Genomic DNA, 20,668 nt, shown 5'->3' on the forward strand with positions numbered 1-20,668 from the left:
CCCATTAGAATCCGACAAAAATTTTCTTAAAACATTGGCGGAAATTTTGGCGAAGAGCCGTAAGGCCGCTAAATCACCATCGCGACGCTGCGCAGGATAGGCTGCAGCCTGACCATGCCGATGTCCTCGCGCTCGAAGCGGCTGCCGACCTTGGTGAGCTTGGCCAGCACCTGCCCGCCTTCTTCCGGGCCGATCGGCGCGATGACGATGCCGCCGCTCGACAATTGGTCGAGCAGGAAGCGCGGCAGGCTGTCGAAGACTGCCCAGGCGACGATACGGTCGAACGGCCCTTCATTGGGCAGGCCGTTGGAACCGTCGGCCTGGCGGGCGATGACGTTGCTGATGGCGAGCGCCTCGAAGCGCTGCTTTGCCTGCTCGGTCAGGGTCTTGTAGCGGTCGACGGTGATGATGCGCGCCGCAAGCCTCGACATGACGGCGGCCGTGTAGCCCGAGCCGGTGCCGATCTCGAGCACGCGGTTGCCCGGCTCGATGTGGAGCGCGGCGATCACCGCCGCCTGCAGATCGGCGCCCTCGATCGCCTCGCCGCATTCGATCGGCAGCATGCCGTCCGACCAGGCGACCGCATGGAACTGCGCCGGCAGGAAACCACGCCGCGGCGTCGCCTCGAAGGCGGCGACCAGCGCCTTCGGCGCCGCACCTCTGCCCCGCAGCCTGAGCAGGAAAGCGGCGAAACCTTCGCGGTCGTCGATGCCCGTGTTCATGCCAAAACCGTGTTCATGCCAAAACCCTATTCATGCCAACGCCTTGTTCATGACAGCGCCTTGGTCAGCTGGTCGCGGAGTTCATGGGCGGTGAGGTCGAGCTGCAGCGGCGTCACCGACACCAGCCGGTTGCGCATCGCATGGAGGTCCGTGCCCTTCTTGCCTTCGACCGGCTCGCGGCCGAAGCGCAGCCAGTAGTAAGGCAGGCCGCGCCCGTCGCGCCGCTCGTCGACCCACAGGCTGTGCACCAGCTTGCCCTGCGCGGTAACGACGGTGCCCTCCACTTCGTCGGGCGCGCAGTTCGGGAAATTGACATTGAGCAGCACGCCTTCCGGCAGCGGCGTTTCCACCAAGCGCTTGAGCAGCGCCGGAGCCAGCGCCTCGGTCGTCTCGTAAGGAACGACGCGATCCTCGCCGACATAGGAATAGGCCTGGCTGACCGCGATCGAGCGCACGCCGAGCAGCGCGCCTTCCATGGCGCCCGCAACGGTGCCGGAATAGGTGACGTCGTCGGCGATGTTGGCGCCGGAATTGACGCCGGACAGGATAAGGTCCGGCCGTCCGGGCAGGATTTTCTTCGTGCCCATGATGACGCAGTCGGTCGGCGTGCCGCGCACGGCGTAATGCTTCTCGCCGATCTTGCGCAGCCGGAGCGGCTCCGAGATCGACAACGAATGCGCATAGCCGGACTGGTCCTGCTCCGGCGCGACCACCCAGACGTCGTCCGACAGCGTGCGGGCTATGCGTTCGAGCGACGCCAGCCCCTCGGCGTGGATGCCGTCGTCATTGGTCAGGAGAATGCGCATCAAGTCATTTCGATTCGATCTTGGCGAGACCACCCATGTAAGGCCGCAGCACTTCAGGAATGGTTACGCTGCCATCCTCGTTCTGGTAGTTTTCGATGACGGCGATAAGAGCGCGGCCGACCGCGGTGCCCGAGCCGTTCAACGTATGGACGAAGCGATTGCCCTTGCCGTCCTTGTCCTTGTAGCGGGCATCCATGCGCCTGGCCTGGAAGTCGCCGCAAACCGAGCAGGACGAGATTTCGCGATAGGCGTTCTGCCCCGGCAGCCAGACCTCGATGTCATAGGTCTTGCGCGCGCCGAAGCCCATGTCGCCGGTGCAGAGCGTGACCGTGCGGAACGGCAGGCCGAGCCGCTTCAGCACCTCCTCGGCGCATTCAGTCATCCGCTCATGCTCGGCGATCGAGCTTTCCTGGTCGGTGATCGAGACCAGCTCGACCTTGTAGAACTGGTGCTGGCGCAGCATGCCACGCGTGTCGCGGCCGGCCGAGCCCGCTTCCGAACGGAAGCATGGCGTCAACGCCGTGTAGCGCAGCGGCAGCTTTTCATGTGCGGTGATTTCCTCGCGCACGAGATTTGTCAGCGGCACCTCGGCCGTCGGGATCAGGCCGAGGCGACTGTCGCCGTGCGGCGTGAAGAACAGGTCCAGCTCGAATTTCGGCAGCTGGTTGGTGCCGAAAAGCACCTCGTCGCGCACCATCAGCGGCGGGATGATCTCTTCATAGCCGTGCTCGGTGGTGTGCAGGTCGATCATGTATTGGCCGAGCGCCCGCTCCAGACGCGCCAGCTGGCTCTTCAGCACCGTGAAGCGCGAGCCGGACAGCTTCGCTGCCCGCTCGAAATCCATCATGCCGAGCGCTTCGCCGATCTCGAAATGCTCCTTCACCCAATTCGGACGCGTCGGCACCTCGCCGACGATGCGCTTGACGACATTGTCGTGCTCGTCCTTACCGACTGGGACGTCATCAAGCGGCACGTTGGGCAGCACCGCCAGCGCGTCGTCCAGCGCCTTGTCGAGCTCGCGCTCGCGCGCCTCGCCATTCTGGATGAACGCCTTGATGTCGCTGACCTCGCCTTTGAGCTTCTCGGCGAGTGCTGAATCGCCCGAACGCATGGCATTGCCGATCTCCTTCGAGGCGGCGTTGCGACGCTCCTGCTTGAGCTGCAAATCACTTAGATGCGTGCGCCGCGCCTCGTCCTTGGCGATCAGGTCGTCGACCGTGGACTGCGCATCGCCCGTCGACCAGGAACGCTTCACCAGCGCTTCCGCAAGGGCCTTCGGGTTGTCGCGAATCCATTTGATATCAAGCATGGTCGATCCTCAAAAGTAAGGATCGAGGGGGTAAACCGCATCCGCCATCGATGCAAGACGGCGGGTAGGCGCACCGCCGCGATTTTCCGGCTTGGCGACTTATGTCGACGGCGCATCCGGCGTGTTGCTGGCGGCAGAGTTCCCGGCCTCCGCCTGCTCGCGCGCCAGGCGGTCGCGCGCCTGGCTGCGCTCGATCATGCGCGAGGACCAGATGGCGACCTCGTAGAGAATGATGGTTGGGATGGCGAGGCCGCACTGGCTCATCGGATCGGGCGGCGTCAGCACGGCGGCAACGACGAAGGAAAGAACGATCGCCCATTTGCGCTTCTCGGCCAGCGCCTGCGACGACAATATGCCGACGCGCGTCAAAAGGCTGGTCACCACCGGCAGCTGGAACACCAGGCCGAAGGAGAAGATCAGCGTCATGATCAGGCTGAGATATTCCGACACCTTCGGCAGCAGCGAGATCTGCACCTGGTCGTTGGTGCCGGTCTGCTGCATGGCCAGGAAGAACCACATGACCATCGGGGTGAAGAAGAAATAGACCAGCGAGGCGCCCATCAGGAACAGGATGGGCGAGGCGATCAGGAATGGCAGGAAGGCGCTGCGCTCGTTCTTGTAGAGGCCCGGCGCGATGAATTTGTAGATCTGCGTGGCGATCAGCGGGAAGGCGATCACCATGCCGCCGAACATGGCGAGCTTCACCTGGGTGAAGAAGAACTCCTGCGGCGCAGTGTAGATCAGCTCGACCTTGTGCGGGTCGAGCCCTGCCCATTGCGTCGCCCATTTGAACGGGACGACCAGAAGGTTGAACAGGCGCTTGGCAAAGAAGAAGCAGACGAGAAAGGCGACGAAGAAGCCACCCAGCGACCAGATCAAGCGGCGGCGCAGCTCAATGAGATGCTCGATCAGCGGCGCGGATGATTTTTCGATTTCTTCCTTTTCCTTGTCCGAAACGCTCACTTGGTGTCGCCCGCCATCTTCTTGCCGTCGGTTGCCTTCTTCGCGGCCGGCTTCTTCGCCGCGGCAGGCTTTGCCTCAGCCTTGGGCGCAACCTCCCTGGCGGGCGCGGCGACTTTAACCGAGGCCGGCGAGGATTTGGCCGGCGCTTTTGCAGCCGGTGCCTTAGTTGCCGCTCCCGTTTTCGCCGCGGCGCCGGTCGTCCTGGCCTTGACGGTCGCAGCCTTTTTCGCCGGCCGGGCCGGCGCGGCGGTCACGGAAACCGGTGCGGTGACGGAGGCGTCGGTCATGGCCGGGAAGGTCGGAGCCGCCGAGGCAGCCTCGGGTCCACGGACGCCGGGCATATCCGTCGCGCCATTCTTGAGCGGCTCGGCGGCCTGCGGCGTCTCCGCTGCAGGCGCCGCCGGATCGGCGGCCGGCTTGGGCTTCATCATCGTATCGACGCCGGCGCGCACATCGGCCGCTGCCTGCTCGAACGGATTGAGCTGCTTGCGCACCTCGTTCATCGGATTGAGGCCGCGAAGACTATCGATCGAGCTCTTCACATCGTCGAGCTCGGCTTCCTTCAGCGCCTCGTTGAACTGCTTCTGAAAGTCGCCGGCCATGGCGCGCAATTTCGCCGCGGTGCGGCCGAAGGTGCGCAGCATGTTGGGCAAATCCTTAGGCCCGACGACCACGATCATGACGACCGCGATCACCAGCAGTTCGCTCCAACCGACTTCGAACATGACAATCTATTCCGACGAGTGCCTGCCGCCCAAAAATACGAAGCGGTTTTGGGACAACGGCATGCTCAAAGCAACAACCGAGATCAGCTCTTGCTGACCTTTTCCTTGGCCGGCGAAACAGTCTCGTCAGCGCGATGTTCGACGGTACGCTTGTCGTCGGCGTCGTCGTCGGCCATGCCCTTCTTGAAGCTCTTGATGCCCTTGGCCATGTCGCCCATCAGTTCCGGGATCTTGCCGCGGCCGAACACCAGGAGCACGATGACCAGCACGATCATCCAGTGCCAAATCGAAAACGAACCCATTGCTAAATCTCTCTCGAATGTTTTTCCCTGGCGATGATCTATGCGTTTTCGCTCGGGGATTCAAACACAACCGCAATGAAGTTGATAAAATGGCTAGCGGATGTCACGCACTTTCGGCGTGAGCGCCTTGCTACGAATCCGCGCAGGCCTTGCCAATAAACCATCCCGCGCCGGTTTCGCGGTCACTCTTCCGTGACGCGCGGCGTCAGCAGCCCGAGCTCCTCGAGGTCGATATCGGTCAGCGCGTCCTCGTCTTCGGCGAGCGCATCGGGATCGGCCGGCGGCACCGGCATCGAGAAATTGGCCGGCATGCGCGTCGAGAGCAGGCCAGCGCCCTTCAACTCCTCCATGCCGGGCAGATCGCGGATCTCCTCCAGCGCGAAATGATCCAGGAAAGCGTCGGTGGTGCCATAGGTCACCGGCCGTCCGGGCGTGCGGCGGCGGCCGCGCATCCTGACCCACTCCGTTTCGAGCAGCGTATCGAGTGTGCCTTTCGACGTCTCGACGCCTCTGATGTCTTCGATCTCGGCGCGCGTGACCGGCTGGTGATAGGCGATGATCGCCAGCACTTCGAGCGCCGCGCGCGAAAGCTTTCTCTGCTGGACCGAATCCCGGCTCATCAGGAAAGCCAGGTCGCCGGCGGTGCGGAAAGCCCAGGCATCGCCGACCCGTACCAGGTTTACGCCGCGCTTGGCATAGATTTCCTGCAGATCCGCCATTGCGGCGGCAATGTTCACGCCTTCCGGCAGGCGCGCGGCAAGCTGCTTTTCGCTGACCGGCTCGGCGCTGGCGAAAATGATTGCCTCCGCCATGCGCACGGCTTCCGACAATTGCAGCCGCTCGGCCGGGTTCTCGATGGAACCCTGCTCCGCCATCTCGTCTTCCGGTTCGTCCTCGACCTTGAACGGAATGACCGAAGCGTTGGCGCGTTCGCTCATGATACCACCTCGACTGCCCTTACCCCTTGCGCGCGGCCGCGCAGATAGATCGGCGCAAACACCTGGTCCTGCCGCATGTCCAGTTTGCCCTCGCGCACCATTTCCAGCGTCGCCGCGAAAGAGCTGGCCATCGCCGTGCGCTTCTCTTCCGGCGCCGCCAGATATTCGATCAGGAAGCTGTCGAGCGCCGTCCAGTCGCCGACCGAGCCGATCAGGCGCGCCAGCACCTCACGCGCATCCTTCAATGACCAAACGGCGCGCCTGGCAATCGTCACATTGTTGATCGCCTGCTTCTGGCGCTGCTGCGCGTAGGCGGTGAGCAGATCGTAGAGCGAGGCCGAAAAGCTGTTGCGCTTCTCGATGATCACCATTTCCGGCATGCCGCGCGAAAAGACGTCGCGGCCGAGACGGTTGCGGTTGACCAGACGCGCCGCGGCGTCGCGCATGGCTTCCAGCCGCTTCAGCCGGAATTGCAGCACCGCCGCCAGTTCCTCGCCGCTTTCGCCCTCTTCGCCCGGCTGCTTCGGGATCAGCAGCTTCGATTTCAGGAAGGCGAGCCACGCCGCCATCACCAGATAGTCGGCGGCAAGCTCGAGTCTCAGCGCCCGCACCTTCTCGACGAAGGCCAGATATTGCTCCGCGAGCGCCAGGATCGAAATGCGCGCCAGATCGACCTTCTGGTTGCGGGCAAGATGCAAGAGAAGATCGAGCGGACCTTCGAAGCCGGCCACGTCGACGACCAGCGACGGGTCGCCGGTCAGGCGTGAATCGTCGTTCTCGGCCCACAGACGGTCCATCGGTGCGGCCTTCGCGGCCTTGCTTTCCAATGTCTCCGCCACTTGCCCTTGGTCCCTTCGGTTCAGGCCACCGCTTCGAAATAGGTGGCGAATTCTGCGCGTATCGCGGTTTCGTCGGCGACGTCGCGGTCCTTTATATAGGTCAGCGCCCGCTCCGCGCGTTGCAACGACTTGCCCGACAACGCCGTCGTGCGCGACGCGATCCCCGACATCTCCTCGAAAACGCCGTTGCAGTGAAGAACGAGATCGCAGCCGGCCGCAAGGATCGAGGCCGCCTTTGTCGGGAAATCCCCAGAAAGTGCCTTCATCGAGGTGTCGTCGCTCATCAGCAGCCCGTCGAAACCGATCTCGCCGCGGATCACTTGGTCGACGACCTTGGCGGATGTGGTCGCCGGATTGTCGGGATCGACGGCGCTGTAGACGACATGCGCCGTCATCGCCATCGGCAGCTCGTTCAACGCCTTGAACGGGGCGAAATCATGCCGTCTGAGCTCTTCCAGCGGCGTATCGACGGTCGGCAGCGCGAAATGCGTGTCGGCAAAGGCACGGCCGTGGCCGGGAATATGCTTCATCACCGGCAGCACGCCGCCGGACATCAGCCCCTCGGCCGAAGCCCGGCCAAGCTCGATCGCGGCATTGGGCTCCTTGCCATAGGCGCGCGCGCCGATGACGTCGCTGGCGCCTTCGACCGGCACATCGAGCACCGGCAGGCAGTCGGCGGTAATGCCCAGCCGAGAGAGATCGAAGGCATGCAGCCGCGCCATCAGCCAGGCGGCGCGGCGGCCGGCCTCGCGATCGTCGCGCCACAATGCGCCAAGCGCGCCGCCGGCCGGATAGTTCGGCGCCAGCGGCGGACGCAGCCGCTGCACCCTGCCGCCTTCCTGGTCGATGAAGACCGGAGCGTCCGGGCGGCCGACGCTGTCGCGCATCGAGGCGACAAGATCGCGGATCTGCCCGGCCTCGCCGATGTTGCGCGCAAACAGGATGAAGCCCCAGGGACGTTCATCGCGATAGAAGCGGATTTCGCCTTCAGTGAGGGATTTCCCGGCGCAGCCGAGGATCATGGATTTTGATTCGCTCATGCCGGGAAGCTTAAGGCTTTGAGCGAGCAAAGGGAATCACCCCTGCCCTCGGACCTGCCAAAGCCCACAACCGTCCACAACGAAAAGCCGGCGCGGCCTCGCGGCGGCGCCGGCTTTGATAGGCTTGACTTAATCAGCGCGATACGAAGCAGTTGCCGCCGGCCGCCTTATAGCTGGTGCACATGGCAATCGCGTCGTTGCGCGACTTCGCAGGAACGCGAACCCGATAGAACGTGCCCTTGCCCGCGACTTCCGCCTTGACGATGCTGGCGGTGCGGCCGGAGAGCACGCTGCCGTAGCGGCGTTGCAAGTCCTGATAGGTCGACTGCGCGCTTTCGACCGTCGGCTGTGAGGCGATCTGCATCGACCACGAGCCGCTGCCGGCGGCCGCCGCCGGATCGATCGAAGCGACCTGGTCCGGCTTGACCTCACCGACGATATCGACCGGCTGGTCGGACGGACGCGCCGGCGCCACCGGCACCACCGCCGGCGTGTTGGCCGACTGAGCCTTGGCTTCAGCCTTCTTCGCGGCCTTCGCCGGCTTGACGGCAGGCGCATCGGCCTGGCCCGTATCGGACTGGCTCGCGTCGGAAGCCACGGTTCCCGTCTGCTGGCCGTCGGAGGCCGCCGCGACATGCTGCGGCGCCGGATCGCTCGGCTCGGCCGCCGCGACCTTCGGCGCGGCCGGGGCCGGGTCTTCACGCGGCACCAGCGAGCCGTCCGGCTTCACCATCATGGTCTTCACCTTGCGCGGCGCGACGGCGACGACATCGTTGTTGACGGTGTTGTCGGCATCCTGCTGCAGCACCTGGGCGATGCGGTCTTCCGACTTCGGCGCCGGCGCTGCCGGCTGCGCGCTTGCCTGCGCGGCAGGTTGCGCGCTTTGCGGCACGGTCGCTTGCGCGACGCCAGGCAAGGCTGCAGCTGAATCGTCGGCGGCGTCAGTGCCGGCCGCGGCGTCGTCGTTGGGCGAGAGATCGACGACCCGGCTCGGCGGCGGTTCCTTCGATGCCAGGTCCACGGGCTGCTCGGTGGTGTTCACCAGCTTCTGCTGCACCGGCTCGGCGGGCTTGGCCGCGCCGCCGCCCTTGGCCACCGCGTCATAAACCTTGTTGTCCTGGTTCGGCACCACCGTGCCGCCCGGATTTTCGGGCTTCACCTTGATCGGCGAATTGTCGGCCTTGACGATAACAGGAGCCTCGCTGCCGCCCTTACCGCCGAAGGAGAAGGCCAGCGCGCCAAGGCCGCCGAGAACCACCACGGCGCCGACCAGCGCCGCCATCATCACGCCGCGCCGGCGCGGCTGCGCCGCCTCGCGCTCTGCAAGCCCGGGGATCGCCATCGCTTCCTCGAGCTCGGGATCGTAGTCGAGCTCATCGGCGGCGAAATCCTCCGCCTGCGAAACCGGCCGACTGCCGGGCAGGTCGTCGGCGTCGTAATCGTTCGCGACGGCAAGCGACGCCGGGGCTACCGGAGCCGCCGGAGCCTCGGTGCGCAAGTCGCGACGGTCATAACCATTGAAGCCGGCGCTGTAGGATTCGTCATCATAGCCCCGGTTCTGCGCGGGCGCCGGCGCGATCTCCGTCGCGTTCATGTCGGTGAGCAGGCTGGCGAATTCCGCATCGAGATCGTCGTAAGCGGGCGCCGCCGGCTGGTCTTCCTCGAAGCTGAGCTCCGGAATGTCGAGGTCGTCCGCGAGCGCGACCACGCGCTCCGGCACATCGACCGTCTCGACATCCGGCACGTCTTCGTGCTGGCGAGGCGGCGACGAAGGCGCCGGCGACTGCGCCGGCTTGGCATAGGCGGAATAATCCGTTGCGGGTTCGCTGCGGTAGGCCGGCGCCGCCATCTGCACCGGCGCTGAAGGCGGGGCCATCTGCGCCGGAGCCGAGGGCGCCGGCTGCGCGGCAAACGAAGCCTGCACCGGCGGAGCGGAGGTCGGGGTCGAACGGCTCCACGACTTGGCTGATTCCGTAGGCGTCGAATGCAGCCAATCGGAGGAATTTACCGGAGACCTCGCCGTGGCGGCGGCCGCCTGCTCAGCTTCGATGCTCTTGGCGAAAGCAGCGCCGAAATCGTCATCGAAATCAACATCGGCCTCGGTTTTGGCCGAGCTTGAGAAATCCTGGCGATCGAGTTCGCTGGCCAGCAGGTCGTCCATGTCGCTCTCTGCCGGCTGAGCGCCCTGCCCGTTCTGCGCTTGCTGGTGCTCGTCGAGATCCCAGTCGAGATCATCGGCCGCCGCCTTCCCGCCAGCGTAGCTTGCGGGTTCCGCAACCAGACGTGGCGCGGGAGCGGGCTCCTTGACCGCCGGCATCGGTCGCGCGGTCATGGCGCCGAGCAGCGCATTGAGCTCGTCTTCCAGGCTGCGTTCGCTGGCTGCTGGCCTCGCCGGTTCGACGGCGGCGACAGGCGGAACCGGAGCGGCGACGACAGGAGTCGGCTCGACCGCGGCCGGCTGCAGCGCGGCGGCGGGATCGACGGCCGGAGCTTGCGGCTCCTCGTTCAGAGCATCGCGGAAACTCAGTTCGAAATCGTCATCGAGGGTCAGCGCCGCGGCAGGTTCAGGCGCGGCGAACTCAGGCTCGGCGGCGAAATGGGCCGTCTCGGTCGGTGCCTCGACCATCGGCGCCGGGTCGTCGTCAACCGCCAGCTCCGGCTCCTGAAGATCCTGATCCTGACCGAGATTGATATCGACATCGGTCATTGCCTGATCGAAATGACCGGCAAAATCGTCCTCGGAAATCGGCGGATCGGCCGCGTAGGCTTCGGCCGGCCCGGCGGCTTGCGCCTGCTGCTCCGGCTCGTGGCTCTCAAACGACAGCTCGTCTTCGAGCGACATCTGGACCGCATTGTCGAAGTCGGCGTTGAACGCGTCTTCGGTCGCGGCCTGCACGGCTTCGACGGCGTTCTGACGGGCCTCAGCCGGCTCGTGATCCTCGTGATCGTCGAGGTTGGCGGGTTCGTGATGGTCGAGCTGGAAATCCTGGTCCAGCGAAGCCGCCATCTCCTGATCGATCGGAAGCTCGTCTTCGAGCGGCGAGACATCCAGCGAGCTGGCGACGGCCTTGTCGAAATCGTCGTCAAAAGCGACTTCCGGCTCGGGAGCTTCTTGTGGCTCCGGCGCGAAATGCGGCTCCGCTGCAAAATGCGCCTCCGGCGCGAAATCCGGCTCCGGCGCGAAATTCGGCTCCGGCGCACGGGCCACGGCGAAATCGGCATGATCCGCCGCGTCGTCGAACACGAAATCCTGCTCGAAGGACGCGGTGAGCTCGTCGTCGTTCGCGGCGGCGCTGGCGGGCTCGAAAGCCGGCTCATGGCCGATCTGATGCAGGGCAGCCTGCTGAGCGACCAGCTCGCTTTCCTCGACGGAATCGAACTCTCCCATCAACTCCTTCTCGAGGTCGATGTCGAAATCGTCCGCCGCTGGAGCCTGATTGGCCGGCACGGCCTTCTCGGCCGCGGGAGCCGGCTGCCGCACCGGCTGGCGCGGGTCGAAACCCATGATCCGGGTCAGTTCCGCGAACGGATCATCGGCGGCGATATCGTTGTGGTCGGCTACTTTCAGCGGGGTTCTGTCTGCCATTATTGTTCCCGAACTCGCACACAGTCGGACGCCATGGACGTCGCGCAGGGTTGGCCCTTACCAGCGCAATGTGGGCAAAAGGTGACAGGTTTTTTAGTTAAACCTAACGCATTTCAGTGGGCGCGTCTGCCCCGATCAGCGTCAGGCCGGAGGTCAAGACATCCGAAACAGCCTGCACCAGCCCTAGTCTGGCATAGGTTGATTCTCGGTCGTTAACCTTAACAAAACGTAAGTCCTGGTTGTCGTGGCCGCGATTCCACTGTGCATGGAAGCCGGAAGCCAGATCGTAGAGGTAGAATGCGAGCCGGTGAGGCTCCAGCGAAAGCGCCGCGGACTCGATCAGCCTTGGATATTCAGCCAGCTTCCGGATCAGCGCGATTTCGCCCTCGTCGGTCAGCGCAGCCACGGAAGCCGCCAGCCGGTTGCGGTCGAAATTCGCCTCGCCGAGCTGCTCGCTCGCCTGCCTGAAGACGGAATGGCAGCGCGCCGACGCGTACTGCACGTAGAACACCGGATTGTCCTTCGACTGCTCCGTGACCTTGGCGAAGTCGAAATCGAGCGGCGCGTCGTTCTTGCGGTAAAGCATCATGAAGCGGATCGGGTCGCGGCCGACCTCCTCCACGACCTCGCGCAGAGTGATGAAATCGCCGGACCGTTTCGACATGCGGACCGGCTCGCCGTCGCGGAACAGTTTCACGAGCTGGCAAAGCAGCACGGTGAGCTTGACCGTGTCGCCGGCAACCGCCCGCGCCAGCGCCTCCAGCCGCTTCACATAGCCGCCATGGTCGGCGCCGAGCACATAGATCAGGTCGACGAAGTCGCGCTCGACCTTGTCCTTCAGATAGGCGACGTCGGCGGCGAAATAGGTGAACGAGCCATCGGACTTGACCAGCGCCCGGTCCATGTCGTCGCCGACCGCCGTCGAGCGGAACAGCGTCTGCTCGCGGTCTTCCCAGTCGTCCGGCTTCTCGCCCTTCGGCGGCGGCAGCTTGCCCTTGTAGATGTGGCCCTTGAGCGTCAGGTCGGCGATCGCCGCCCGGATTCTCTTGGCGTTGTCGGCATGCAGCGTGCGCTCGGAGAAGAACACGTCGTGATGCACATTGAGCAGCGCCAGGTCCTCGCGGATCATCGCCATCATCGCATCGACGGTGCGGTCCTTGACGATCGCCAGCGCTTCATCTTCCGGCATCTGCAGCAGGCCGCGGCTGAATTCCTTGGCCAGCGCCTGGCCGACGGGGACCAGATAGTCGCCCGGATAGAGACCAGACGGGATCTCGCCGATATCGTCGCCGAGCGCCTCGCGATAGCGCAGGAACGCCGAGCGGCCGAGCACGTCGATCTGCGAGCCGGCGTCGTTGATGACATATTCCTTGGTCACGTCGTAGCCGGCGAACGCCATCAGATTGGCCAAGGTGTCGCCGACCACGGCGCCCCGGCAATGGCCGACATGCATGGGGCCGGTCGGGTTGGCCGAAACATATTCGACATTGGCCTTGCGGCCGCCGCCGATGGTCGAGCGGCCATAGTTGCGCCCTTCGCCGAGCAACGTCGTCAGATGCACGTGCCAGAACGCGTCCTTGAGCCTGAGATTGACGAAGCCCGGCCCGGCGATCTCGGCCGAGGCAACGTCTGCGTCGGCGCGGAGCGCTTCGGCCAGTCTTTCGGCAAGCGCGCGCGGGTTCTGTCCGGTGGGCTTGGCCAGCACCATCGCCGCATTGGTGGCGAGATCGCCATGGCTTGCATCGCGCGGCGGCTCGACCGCGACACGCGACAGGTCGAGCGCGGCCCCATCCTTGTCCTTGAGATCAAGGGCTTCGACGGCCTTTACGATCCGCGCGTTGAAATCGGCGAAGATATTCATTGGATATGCTCTGGGCTTTATTGGATATGCTCTGGGCTTTAAGAGACAACCGGCAGCCTGGCCGGCAAAATCGAGGCTCGCCCTAGCTCAAATCGGGCGTATGGTCAAACAGACGCCGATGTTCCTTGAGCGCATAGGTGTCGGTCATGCCGGCCAGGAAGTCGGCCACGCTGCGCGCCTTGATGCGATCCTCGGCCCGGTCGAGCCCTTCGCGCCAGCCATCGGGCATGGCGCGTGGATCGGCGAAATAGACGTCGAACAGCTCGCGCACGATCTGCTCGGCATCAGCCCGCACGCGCATCACCTCCGCATGCCGGTAGAGATGCTTGTAGAGAAAGGCCTTCAATTCCTTTTCGGCCGCGGCCATCCCTGGCGAAAAGGTCACCAGGGTCTCGCCCGCCGCGCGCACCGCGTCGGCGCTGTCCGGCTTCAGGCGCTCGATATTGGCGGCGGTCGATGCGATGACATCCTCGACCATCAGCGTGATCTGCCGGCGCATCAGTTCGTGGCCGGTACGCACGTCATCTAGAGCCGGATAGCGGGCGCGCACGCCCTTCAGGATCGTCCCCGGTAAGCCGACCTCCTCCAGCATATCCAGCGTGAGGAACCCGGCGCGCAGGCCGTCGTCTATGTCATGGGTGTTGTAGGCGATGTCGTCGGCGATCGCGGCGCACTGCGCCTCGATGCCGGCGAAGCGGTCGAGCTCGAGGTCGTGCAGCTCCGAATAGTCGCGGATCGCTTGCGGCACCGGACCCTTGAGCCCCTTCCCGCTCGCATCGGTCAGCGGGCCGTTATGCTTGACCAACCCTTCCAGCGTCTCCCAGGTGAGGTTCAGCCCGTCGAACTCGGCATAGCGCCGCTCGAGCCGCGTGACGACGCGCAGCGACTGGGCGTTGTGGTCGAAGCCGCCCCAGGCGGCCATCTTCTCGTTGAGCGCGTCCTCGCCGGTATGGCCGAACGGCGTGTGGCCGAAATCGTGCACCAGGGCGACTGCTTCGGCGAGGTCCTCGTCACCGCGCAGCGCCCGCGCCAGCGCGCGTGCGATCTGCGCCACCTCGATCGAATGCGTCAGCCGCGTGCGGTAGTGATCGCCCTCATGCGCGACGAAGACCTGGGTCTTGTGCTTCAGCCGGCGGAAGGCGGTGGAATGGATGATGCGGTCGCGGTCGCGCTGGAACGGCGTGCGGGTCGGGCTTTCCGGCTCGTCGAACAGGCGACCGCGCGAGCGCGCCGGGTCGCTCGCATAGACCGCGCGCGGCCGATAGCCGAATCCGATGTCGCCGAGAGCATCCTTGCCCTGCCGCTCGTCCATTGACCCACCAGTTGACTTGGCCACGCCCGCTTCATACCTATCATGTGAAACCGAAAGCAAGGTGACGCCGATGGGCGCGGATGCCAAGACTGCCATGAACGTCGAAATGACCGATGCCGCGGCCAAGCGGATCGCCAGGATCGTTGCCGGCGAACCGGGCAAGACGGCGTTGCGCGTCTCCGTCGAAGGCGGCGGCTGTTCCGGCTTTTCCTACAAATTCGATCTCGTCGCAGGCGCGAACGATGACGACGTCGCCATCGAGAAGGACGGCGCGACGGTCCTGATCGACGACCTGTCGCTGGTCTATATGGGCGGCTCGGTGATCGACTTCGTCGACGACCTGATGGGCCAGTCCTTCCAGATCAGGAACCCCAACGCTGTCGCCTCCTGCGGCTGCGGCACCAGCTTCTCCATCTGATCGACCGAAACTTCGCAAGCCTGTGACCGGTGCGAACCGGGTAAGCCCACGGCTGTCGCCCGGCTATTGGCAGGAATGCGACCGGACAGCCTTTCTAAAGGCCCGCGCAGGCAATACGATCCGCTTCGTCGAACGCCCTCCGTCCGAACAGCATCGAGGCCTGCATGAAGATCGTCACCTGGAACATCAACGGCGTTCGCGCCCGCATCGGCAACCTCACCCATTGGCTGACCGAAAGCGCGCCGGACATCGTGTGCCTACAGGAGATCAAGACGGTCGACGACCAGTTCCCGCGCGCCGAGATCGAGGCGCTGGGCTACAATGTCGAGACCAACGGCCAGAAGAGCTTCAACGGCGTCGCGATCCTGTCGAAGCTTCCTTTCGACGAGGTCAACCGCGGCCTGCCGGGCGACGACGCGGATGATCATGCCCGCTTCATCGAAGGTGTCTTCTCGACCGACCAGGGCGCCCTGCGCGTCGTTTCGCTCTATCTGCCGAACGGCAACCCGATCGACGATGAGCGGAAATTTTCCTACAAGCTCGCCTGGATGGCGCGGCTGGAGCGCTGGGCGCAGGAGCGGCTGCGGCTCGAGGAGGCGCTGGTGCTGGCCGGCGACTACAATGTCATCCCCGAACCGGCCGATGCCCGGTTTCCCGAAAACTGGCTGGGTGACGCGCTGTTCCAGCCGCAGACGAGGCAAGCCTTCCGCCGGCTGAAGAATCTCGGTTTCACCGAAGCGGTGCGCACCGTGACCGACTCGGCCGGCGTCTACACCTTCTGGGATTATCAGGCCGGCGCCTGGCAGAAGAACAACGGCATCCGCATCGATCATCTGCTGCTGTCACCGGAAGCCGCCAACCGTTTTGCGTCGGCCTCGGTGGAAAAGCACGTCCGCGCCTGGGAAAAACCGTCCGACCATGTGCCGGTCGCGATCGAGCTCAGCCTGCAGCCCGCCTGAGCCACTCAAGTTCCGCGGACCCTGATATCGCCACAAATCCCGTCTTTGATACGGATTGCTGTGGGGGTTGAATGGCGATCCGATTTCTTTTTGGGCCGGTCGGCCTTGCTTTGGCGCTTGCCGCGCCGACGCCGTTGCTGGCGGCACCAACCTGTCTTGCCAATGGCAAGTCTTTCAATGTCGGCGAGACGGCGTGCCTGACGCCGGCAGGCGAGAGCCACCTCGCCCGCTGCGACATGGTTCTCAACAACACGTCCTGGACCAGGATCAAGGACGAATGCCCGGGAGACGCGCCAAAACCCCACCCGACGTCGATGTCGACCCCGACGCCCGGCCCTGCGCCGACGGAGCCGACCGAGAACTGAGGCGCCGCCGATCTCCCCACCATCCAGGTTACGCTATGCACACATCTTCTGTGACTGGCGTGACTGGCTTGACTGCCACGTGGTTCCCCCAATCCGTCGCTGCTTCGCAGCACCACCTTTCCCCCTCCGGAGGAAAGGAAGGGAGCGTTGCTGGACGAGCGCTGACGGCAAAAAGCTTGGCGCCTTCCTCTACCCCGTCGATCGGGGGAGAGGTGGCTCGGCGAAGCCGAGACGGAGTGGGGGTCGACCAGCGCTACATTGGACAATGCATGCGCCAAGCTACCACGCACGCTATCGCCAAACCTGCGCTTACTGGTCGCCGTTGTTGCCCTTGGTCAGGATATCGTCGGCGAGCGAGATCGCGGTCCGGCGATCGGCCTCGCCGGCCGCGGCGAAAGCCTCTTCCTGCATGTTGCGGATCCAGGGCTGGTCGGCCGCCGGAGCCCGCGCCAGCGCCGCCGTCATCATCGCCAGGCCGCGCACGACCTTGCCGCTCTGGAACAGAAGATTGCCGAGCGTCGCCTGCGCGCCGGCATGGCCCTTTTCGGCGGCGAGTTGCAGCCAGCGGCCTGCCTGCTTGACGCTGGCCTTCACGCCGCCCTCGCCCTTGAGGAACATCTGGCCGATCTCGAACTGGGCGTTCGGATTGCGGTAGTTGGCGGCGGCGCGCATGTAATATTCCTGCGCCGCGACATCATTCTCCTCGACCGGCGTGCCGGGAATGCCCTTGCGAAGATAGTCGCCCAGCGCCACCAGCGCGTCCGACACATAGCTCTCTTCCGGCGAGCCGGGCTCGACATCCTGGTCGACGATTTCCGAGAAGAACTTGAAGGCGGCGTAGTCGTCGCGCGTCACGCCGTCGCCTTCGGCATACATGCGCGCAAGCTTCCATGTGGCGCCGATCTGGCCGTTCTCGGCGGCGTATTTATAGGCTTCGACCGCCTGTTCCTTATGGCCGCTCTTGTAGGCGGAGAAGCCGAACTGGAACACCGCCCAGGGGCTCGACTGCGGCTTCACGCCGGTCTTGTCGTCGAACACCTTGTCGTCGAAGGCCATGGCCTGCCCGACGGCGCCCAAGGTCGCGAGAGCGATCAGTGCCGAAAAGACAGACGACCTCAACACCTCAGATGTCCGCATAGCAGTGCGTTTCTTCTGCCGCACCCGGATGGGTCACCGCGCCGTCGCGGGCCGGCCCCACGGCCTGCGCATATTTCCAGATCGCGCCGGACTGATAGTCGGTCTTGCGCGCCTTCCAACTCTTTGCCCGGGCCGCCAGTTCGGCGTCCGACAGGGCCACTTCGATCGTGCCTTTCACGGCGTCGATCGAGATCGCGTCGCCATCCTGGATCAGTCCGATCGGCCCGCCGACCGCCGCCTCTGGCCCGACATGGCCGATGCAGAAACCGCGCGTGGCGCCGGAGAAGCGCCCGTCGGTGATCAGCGCCACCTTGCCGCCCATGCCCTGGCCGTAAAGCGCGGCCGTCGTCGACAGCATCTCGCGCATGCCCGGGCCGCCGCGCGGCCCCTCGTAGCGGATGACGAGAACCTCGCCTTCCCGGTAGTTGCGCTGCGTGACCGCCTCGAAGCACTCCTCCTCCGAATCGAAGCAGCGCGCCGGTCCTGAGAATTTCAGTTCCGACATGCCCGCGACCTTCACGATCGCGCCTTCGGGGGCAAGGTTGCCCTTCAAGCCCACAACGCCGCCTGTCTTGGTGATTGGCCGATTGGCGGGACGCACGACATCCTGGCTCTCATTCCAGGCAACGTGCTCCATATTTTCGGCCAAAGTGCGGCCGGTGACCGTCATGCAGTCGCCATGGAGATAGCCGTGGTCGAGCAGCGTCTTCATCAGCAGCGGAATGCCGCCGGCCTCGAACATGTCCTTGGCGACATATCTGCCGCCCGGCTTGAGGTCGGCGATATAGGGCGTCTTCTCGAAGATCGCCGCCACGTCGAACAAGTCGAACTTGATGCCGGCCTCATGCGCGATCGCCGGCAGATGCAGCGCCGCGTTGGTCGAGCCGCCGGTGGCCGACACCACGGTCGCCGCGTTCTCCAACGCCTTGCGGGTGACGATGTCGCGCGGCCGGATGTTCTTGGCGATCAACTCCATGACCTTTTCGCCGGATGCGAAATTGAAGCGGTCGCGCATCTCGTAGGGCGCCGGCGCGCCGCAGGAATAGGGCAGCGCAAGGCCGATCGCCTCGGCGACGGTCGCCATGGTGTTGGCGGTGAACTGAGCGCCGCAGGAACCGGCGGAAGGACAGGCCGCCTGCTCGATCTCGAGCAATTCGGCGTCGCTGATCGTGCCGACCGAATGCTGGCCGACCGCCTCGAACACGTCCTGCACGGTGATCTGCCGGCCGCGATAGCTGCCGGGCAGGATCGAGCCGCCATAGATGAAGATCGAGGGCACGTTGAGGCGCACCATCGCCATCATCATGCCGGGCAGCGACTTGTCGCAGCCGGCGAGCCCGACAAGGGCATCGTAGCAATGGCCGCGCATGGTGAGCTCGACCGAATCGGCGATCACCTCACGCGACACCAGCGACGACTTCATGCCCTGGTGGCCCATGGCGATGCCGTCGGTGACGGTGATGGTGCAGAACTCGCGCGGCGTGCCGTTGGCGGCAGCCACGCCCTTCTTCACCACTTGCGCCTGGCGCATCAGCGAGATGTTGCAGGGCGCGGCCTCGTTCCAGCAGCTGGCGACGCCGACCAAAGGCTGCGCGATCTCGGCCGCCGACAGGCCCATGGCATAGAGGTACGAACGATGCGGCGCGCGCGCCGGACCAACGGTCACGTGGCGGCTGGGCAGCTTGGCCTTGGAGATTGCCTTGGCGTCCATCATTGTCCTTGCCGCACACCCGCGGCCGGTCCCTCGCCGCGCCAACCTGGCACGCATCCCGGGACATATCTCGGGTGCTCCGGGTTTATGGCGGGAAATGGGCAGTTCCCTCGGCAAGTCTTTTAGCGCGGGGGTTGTTCATAAACTGTTGCCAAAACGTCACAATCGTATCGGGCGCCGGTTGCGCGGCGAATCCGCAACAGCGGGCGGAAGGACGGAGCCAAAGGCATCGGTCACTCAACGAAAAAGGCCGGGCGTTGCCCGGCCTTTTTTCGTCGAATTTTCAGAAGTTTAGAACTTTATCTTGATTCCGCCCGAGATCGCAGTGACGAGATCGTTGCCGAAGTCATAGCTGGCGTCCGCGCCAACAATCTTACCGTTTTCGCCAATCAATATGCCGGAATGACCGCTGGTCAACACGCCGATCGCACCAGCCAAACGAACCTCGATGTTGGGTTGCGGCGTGTAAGCGACTCCGCCGCCGAGTGTCCAAGTATCAGTCTGGGCGCCGTAGCCATGCGAAGTACCACGATCCCAAGTGAGCTGGGCCGCGGCACTCCACTGATCGTTGAATTTGTGGCCGATACCGCCCGACACGGTCCACCCATCACGATACATCAGGTCCAGCGAGGTCGCCTCTCCAAGACCATTGGTCACACAGAACTGGGAGGGAGTCCCTACTATACAGATCGGAACACTTTGCAGCACGCTCCAGTTCACCCATTTGATCGAACCGAAAGCAAGCCAGCCCGGCGCAATGCCGGACTGCAATTTCAATTCCACCGAGTCAGGCATATACTGCGTCGAGCCATAGATAGGTGCGGACGCAGTCCCTCCCAAGCCATTTGGCAAAGTCAGCGCGCCAGAAATGTTGTCGAGCTTCACCTGCGAATTGTAAACGAGGCTAGCGCGCAATGCGATGTCCGGAATTTCGTACGCTATGCCTGCACGCCAACCCCAGCCGCTGGCATCCAGATCGACGCGACCGGACAGTGGCTGGAAGGTAATGGGGGCAAAACCCACCAAGCTTTCCTTGAAGCCTGAAATATCCTGGTAGAACACGCCGCCGATAAAACGGAGCTGGCCCTTCCCGGCATCAAACTTGTAAGAGCAAGTACCGGCGTAGTTGTTGCTCTTGATATCGGTCTCAATGTTTGAAACCGCTCCGTTCCAGTTACTGCCCGGTGCCGTATGTGCGCCCCACGGCTGCGAATAATCGACCATGCAGTCGACGCCTTGGACAACCTGAACCTTGACGCCGATGCGCGGCACCCAATAAGGCTCCGCGCCGTCGGCCGTAGAGCTAAAGCCCGGGAACAGGGGAGCCCCACCCGGCCCCTTCGCATTCTTGTACTTGCGATCCGGCATCACATAGGTCGCTTCCGCCTCCGTCGCGACCGGCGCGGGATCGAAAAGCAGATCGATGTCGTAGCCGCCGCGCTCCAGGCCGCCGGCATGCGCGGGATGCATCGCCGCACCGATCAAAGCGATCGAAAAGCAGCCTGCCCCCGCCAGAGCTTTGAGCCGCAAGATGTTCATGGAAATCCCTCCCCAAAATACAAGTGGCTCAAGCTAGAACCAATTCGGGTTAACGACGCAACAACGATTTCAAGGGCTGTACATGTACATCTTGACAGCACGTATTTTCGCCATGGTGGCTGGCGCCGCAATCGGC

18 protein-coding genes are annotated in these 20,668 nt (G+C 64.3%); 3 read left to right on the forward strand and 15 right to left on the reverse strand.

Annotated elements, in window-relative coordinates; all coding sequences use genetic code 11:
* Positions 1-68: 68 nt before the first annotated feature.
* The 12 genes from FJ956_RS16335 to FJ956_RS16390 form a co-directional block, all read right to left on the reverse strand.
* A complete protein-coding gene (locus tag FJ956_RS16335; protein ID WP_140680167.1) occupies positions 69-722 on the reverse strand; it encodes a protein-L-isoaspartate(D-aspartate) O-methyltransferase in 654 nt (217 codons plus the stop codon).
* A gap of 47 nt (positions 723-769) precedes the next feature.
* A complete protein-coding gene (gene surE, locus FJ956_RS16340; protein ID WP_140680163.1) occupies positions 770-1,528 on the reverse strand; it encodes a 5'/3'-nucleotidase SurE in 759 nt (252 codons plus the stop codon).
* Between the two features lie 4 nt (positions 1,529-1,532).
* Positions 1,533-2,837: a serine--tRNA ligase gene (serS, locus tag FJ956_RS16345; RefSeq protein WP_140680161.1), complete on the reverse strand. Its 1,305-nt coding sequence runs from the start codon at positions 2,835-2,837 to the stop codon at positions 1,533-1,535.
* Between the two features lie 99 nt (positions 2,838-2,936).
* Positions 2,937-3,800 (reverse strand): twin-arginine translocase subunit TatC, encoded by an 864-nt coding sequence (gene tatC, locus FJ956_RS16350; protein WP_140680157.1) that lies wholly within the window; start codon positions 3,798-3,800, stop codon positions 2,937-2,939.
* On the reverse strand, positions 3,797-4,525 hold the full coding sequence (tatB, locus tag FJ956_RS16355) for a Sec-independent protein translocase protein TatB (RefSeq protein ID WP_140680155.1): 729 nt from the start codon (positions 4,523-4,525) through the stop codon (positions 3,797-3,799). The genes tatC and tatB overlap by 4 nt, the downstream gene beginning before the upstream one ends.
* Before the next feature lie 83 nt (positions 4,526-4,608).
* On the reverse strand, positions 4,609-4,827 hold the full coding sequence (locus FJ956_RS16360) for a twin-arginine translocase TatA/TatE family subunit (protein ID WP_027167260.1): 219 nt from the start codon (positions 4,825-4,827) through the stop codon (positions 4,609-4,611).
* 182 nt (positions 4,828-5,009) lie between these two features.
* Positions 5,010-5,765: an SMC-Scp complex subunit ScpB gene (gene scpB, locus FJ956_RS16365; RefSeq protein ID WP_140680153.1), complete on the reverse strand. Its 756-nt coding sequence runs from the start codon at positions 5,763-5,765 to the stop codon at positions 5,010-5,012.
* Entirely contained in the window at positions 5,762-6,562 is an 801-nt protein-coding gene (locus tag FJ956_RS16370) for a ScpA family protein (protein ID WP_140680416.1), read from the reverse strand. Before FJ956_RS16370 ends, scpB begins: the two co-directional genes overlap by 4 nt.
* Before the next feature lie 62 nt (positions 6,563-6,624).
* A complete protein-coding gene (gene nagZ / locus FJ956_RS16375; protein ID WP_140680151.1) occupies positions 6,625-7,644 on the reverse strand; it encodes a beta-N-acetylhexosaminidase in 1,020 nt (339 codons plus the stop codon).
* A 133-nt stretch (positions 7,645-7,777) separates the two neighbouring features.
* Positions 7,778-11,230, reverse strand: a complete 3,453-nt coding sequence (locus tag FJ956_RS16380) for an SPOR domain-containing protein (RefSeq protein ID WP_140680148.1) — start codon at positions 11,228-11,230, stop codon at positions 7,778-7,780.
* 103 nt (positions 11,231-11,333) lie between these two features.
* Positions 11,334-13,091, reverse strand: coding sequence for an arginine--tRNA ligase (gene argS, locus FJ956_RS16385; RefSeq protein WP_140680144.1), 1,758 nt, complete (start codon positions 13,089-13,091; stop codon positions 11,334-11,336).
* A gap of 82 nt (positions 13,092-13,173) precedes the next feature.
* On the reverse strand, positions 13,174-14,403 hold the full coding sequence (locus tag FJ956_RS16390; RefSeq protein ID WP_140680137.1) for a deoxyguanosinetriphosphate triphosphohydrolase: 1,230 nt from the start codon (positions 14,401-14,403) through the stop codon (positions 13,174-13,176).
* 70 nt (positions 14,404-14,473) lie between these two features.
* On the opposite strand from FJ956_RS16390, the gene erpA reads away from it, so the two are divergent.
* From erpA to FJ956_RS16405, 3 genes are all read left to right on the forward strand, one after another.
* Entirely contained in the window at positions 14,474-14,821 is a 348-nt protein-coding gene (erpA, locus tag FJ956_RS16395) for an iron-sulfur cluster insertion protein ErpA (RefSeq protein WP_140680129.1), read from the forward strand.
* A gap of 164 nt (positions 14,822-14,985) precedes the next feature.
* Complete coding sequence (gene xth, locus FJ956_RS16400; RefSeq protein WP_140680120.1) at positions 14,986-15,780, forward strand: exodeoxyribonuclease III; 795 nt, start codon at positions 14,986-14,988, stop codon at positions 15,778-15,780.
* A gap of 71 nt (positions 15,781-15,851) precedes the next feature.
* A complete protein-coding gene (locus FJ956_RS16405) occupies positions 15,852-16,145 on the forward strand; it encodes a hypothetical protein (RefSeq protein WP_140680112.1) in 294 nt (97 codons plus the stop codon).
* Positions 16,146-16,454: 309 nt separating this feature from the next.
* Here FJ956_RS16405 and FJ956_RS16410 read toward each other — a convergent pair whose 3' ends face one another.
* The 3 genes from FJ956_RS16410 to FJ956_RS16420 form a co-directional block, all read right to left on the reverse strand.
* Positions 16,455-17,282 (reverse strand): tetratricopeptide repeat protein, encoded by an 828-nt coding sequence (locus tag FJ956_RS16410; protein ID WP_140680106.1) that lies wholly within the window; start codon positions 17,280-17,282, stop codon positions 16,455-16,457.
* Positions 17,269-18,993 (reverse strand): dihydroxy-acid dehydratase, encoded by a 1,725-nt coding sequence (ilvD, locus tag FJ956_RS16415; RefSeq protein WP_140680414.1) that lies wholly within the window; start codon positions 18,991-18,993, stop codon positions 17,269-17,271. Before ilvD ends, FJ956_RS16410 begins: the two co-directional genes overlap by 14 nt.
* Before the next feature lie 291 nt (positions 18,994-19,284).
* On the reverse strand, positions 19,285-20,532 hold the full coding sequence (locus tag FJ956_RS16420; RefSeq protein ID WP_140680103.1) for an OmpP1/FadL family transporter: 1,248 nt from the start codon (positions 20,530-20,532) through the stop codon (positions 19,285-19,287).
* Positions 20,533-20,668 lie beyond the last annotated feature (136 nt).

This window comes from Mesorhizobium sp. B2-4-3, from assembly GCF_006442815.1.
Taxonomy (GTDB): Bacteria; Pseudomonadota; Alphaproteobacteria; order Rhizobiales; family Rhizobiaceae; genus Mesorhizobium.

Coding starts and splice junctions, on each gene's coding strand:
- FJ956_RS16335 (WP_140680167.1), bottom strand. CDS start 722: ATGAACACGGGCATCGACGACCGCGAAGGTTTCGCCGCTTTCCTGCTC.
- surE (WP_140680163.1), bottom strand. CDS start 1,528: ATGCGCATTCTCCTGACCAATGACGACGGCATCCACGCCGAGGGGCTG.
- serS (WP_140680161.1), bottom strand. CDS start 2,837: ATGCTTGATATCAAATGGATTCGCGACAACCCGAAGGCCCTTGCGGAA.
- tatB (WP_140680155.1), bottom strand. CDS start 4,525: ATGTTCGAAGTCGGTTGGAGCGAACTGCTGGTGATCGCGGTCGTCATG.
- FJ956_RS16360 (WP_027167260.1), bottom strand. CDS start 4,827: ATGGGTTCGTTTTCGATTTGGCACTGGATGATCGTGCTGGTCATCGTG.
- scpB (WP_140680153.1), bottom strand. CDS start 5,765: ATGAGCGAACGCGCCAACGCTTCGGTCATTCCGTTCAAGGTCGAGGAC.
- FJ956_RS16370 (WP_140680416.1), bottom strand. CDS start 6,562: ATGGACCGTCTGTGGGCCGAGAACGACGATTCACGCCTGACCGGCGAC.
- nagZ (WP_140680151.1), bottom strand. CDS start 7,644: ATGAGCGAATCAAAATCCATGATCCTCGGCTGCGCCGGGAAATCCCTC.
- FJ956_RS16380 (WP_140680148.1), bottom strand. CDS start 11,230: ATGGCAGACAGAACCCCGCTGAAAGTAGCCGACCACAACGATATCGCC.
- argS (WP_140680144.1), bottom strand. CDS start 13,091: ATGAATATCTTCGCCGATTTCAACGCGCGGATCGTAAAGGCCGTCGAA.
- FJ956_RS16390 (WP_140680137.1), bottom strand. CDS start 14,403: ATGGACGAGCGGCAGGGCAAGGATGCTCTCGGCGACATCGGATTCGGC.
- erpA (WP_140680129.1), top strand. CDS start 14,474: ATGGGCGCGGATGCCAAGACTGCCATGAACGTCGAAATGACCGATGCC.
- xth (WP_140680120.1), top strand. CDS start 14,986: ATGAAGATCGTCACCTGGAACATCAACGGCGTTCGCGCCCGCATCGGC.
- FJ956_RS16405 (WP_140680112.1), top strand. CDS start 15,852: ATGGCGATCCGATTTCTTTTTGGGCCGGTCGGCCTTGCTTTGGCGCTT.
- FJ956_RS16410 (WP_140680106.1), bottom strand. CDS start 17,282: ATGCGGACATCTGAGGTGTTGAGGTCGTCTGTCTTTTCGGCACTGATC.
- ilvD (WP_140680414.1), bottom strand. CDS start 18,993: ATGGACGCCAAGGCAATCTCCAAGGCCAAGCTGCCCAGCCGCCACGTG.
- FJ956_RS16420 (WP_140680103.1), bottom strand. CDS start 20,532: ATGAACATCTTGCGGCTCAAAGCTCTGGCGGGGGCAGGCTGCTTTTCG.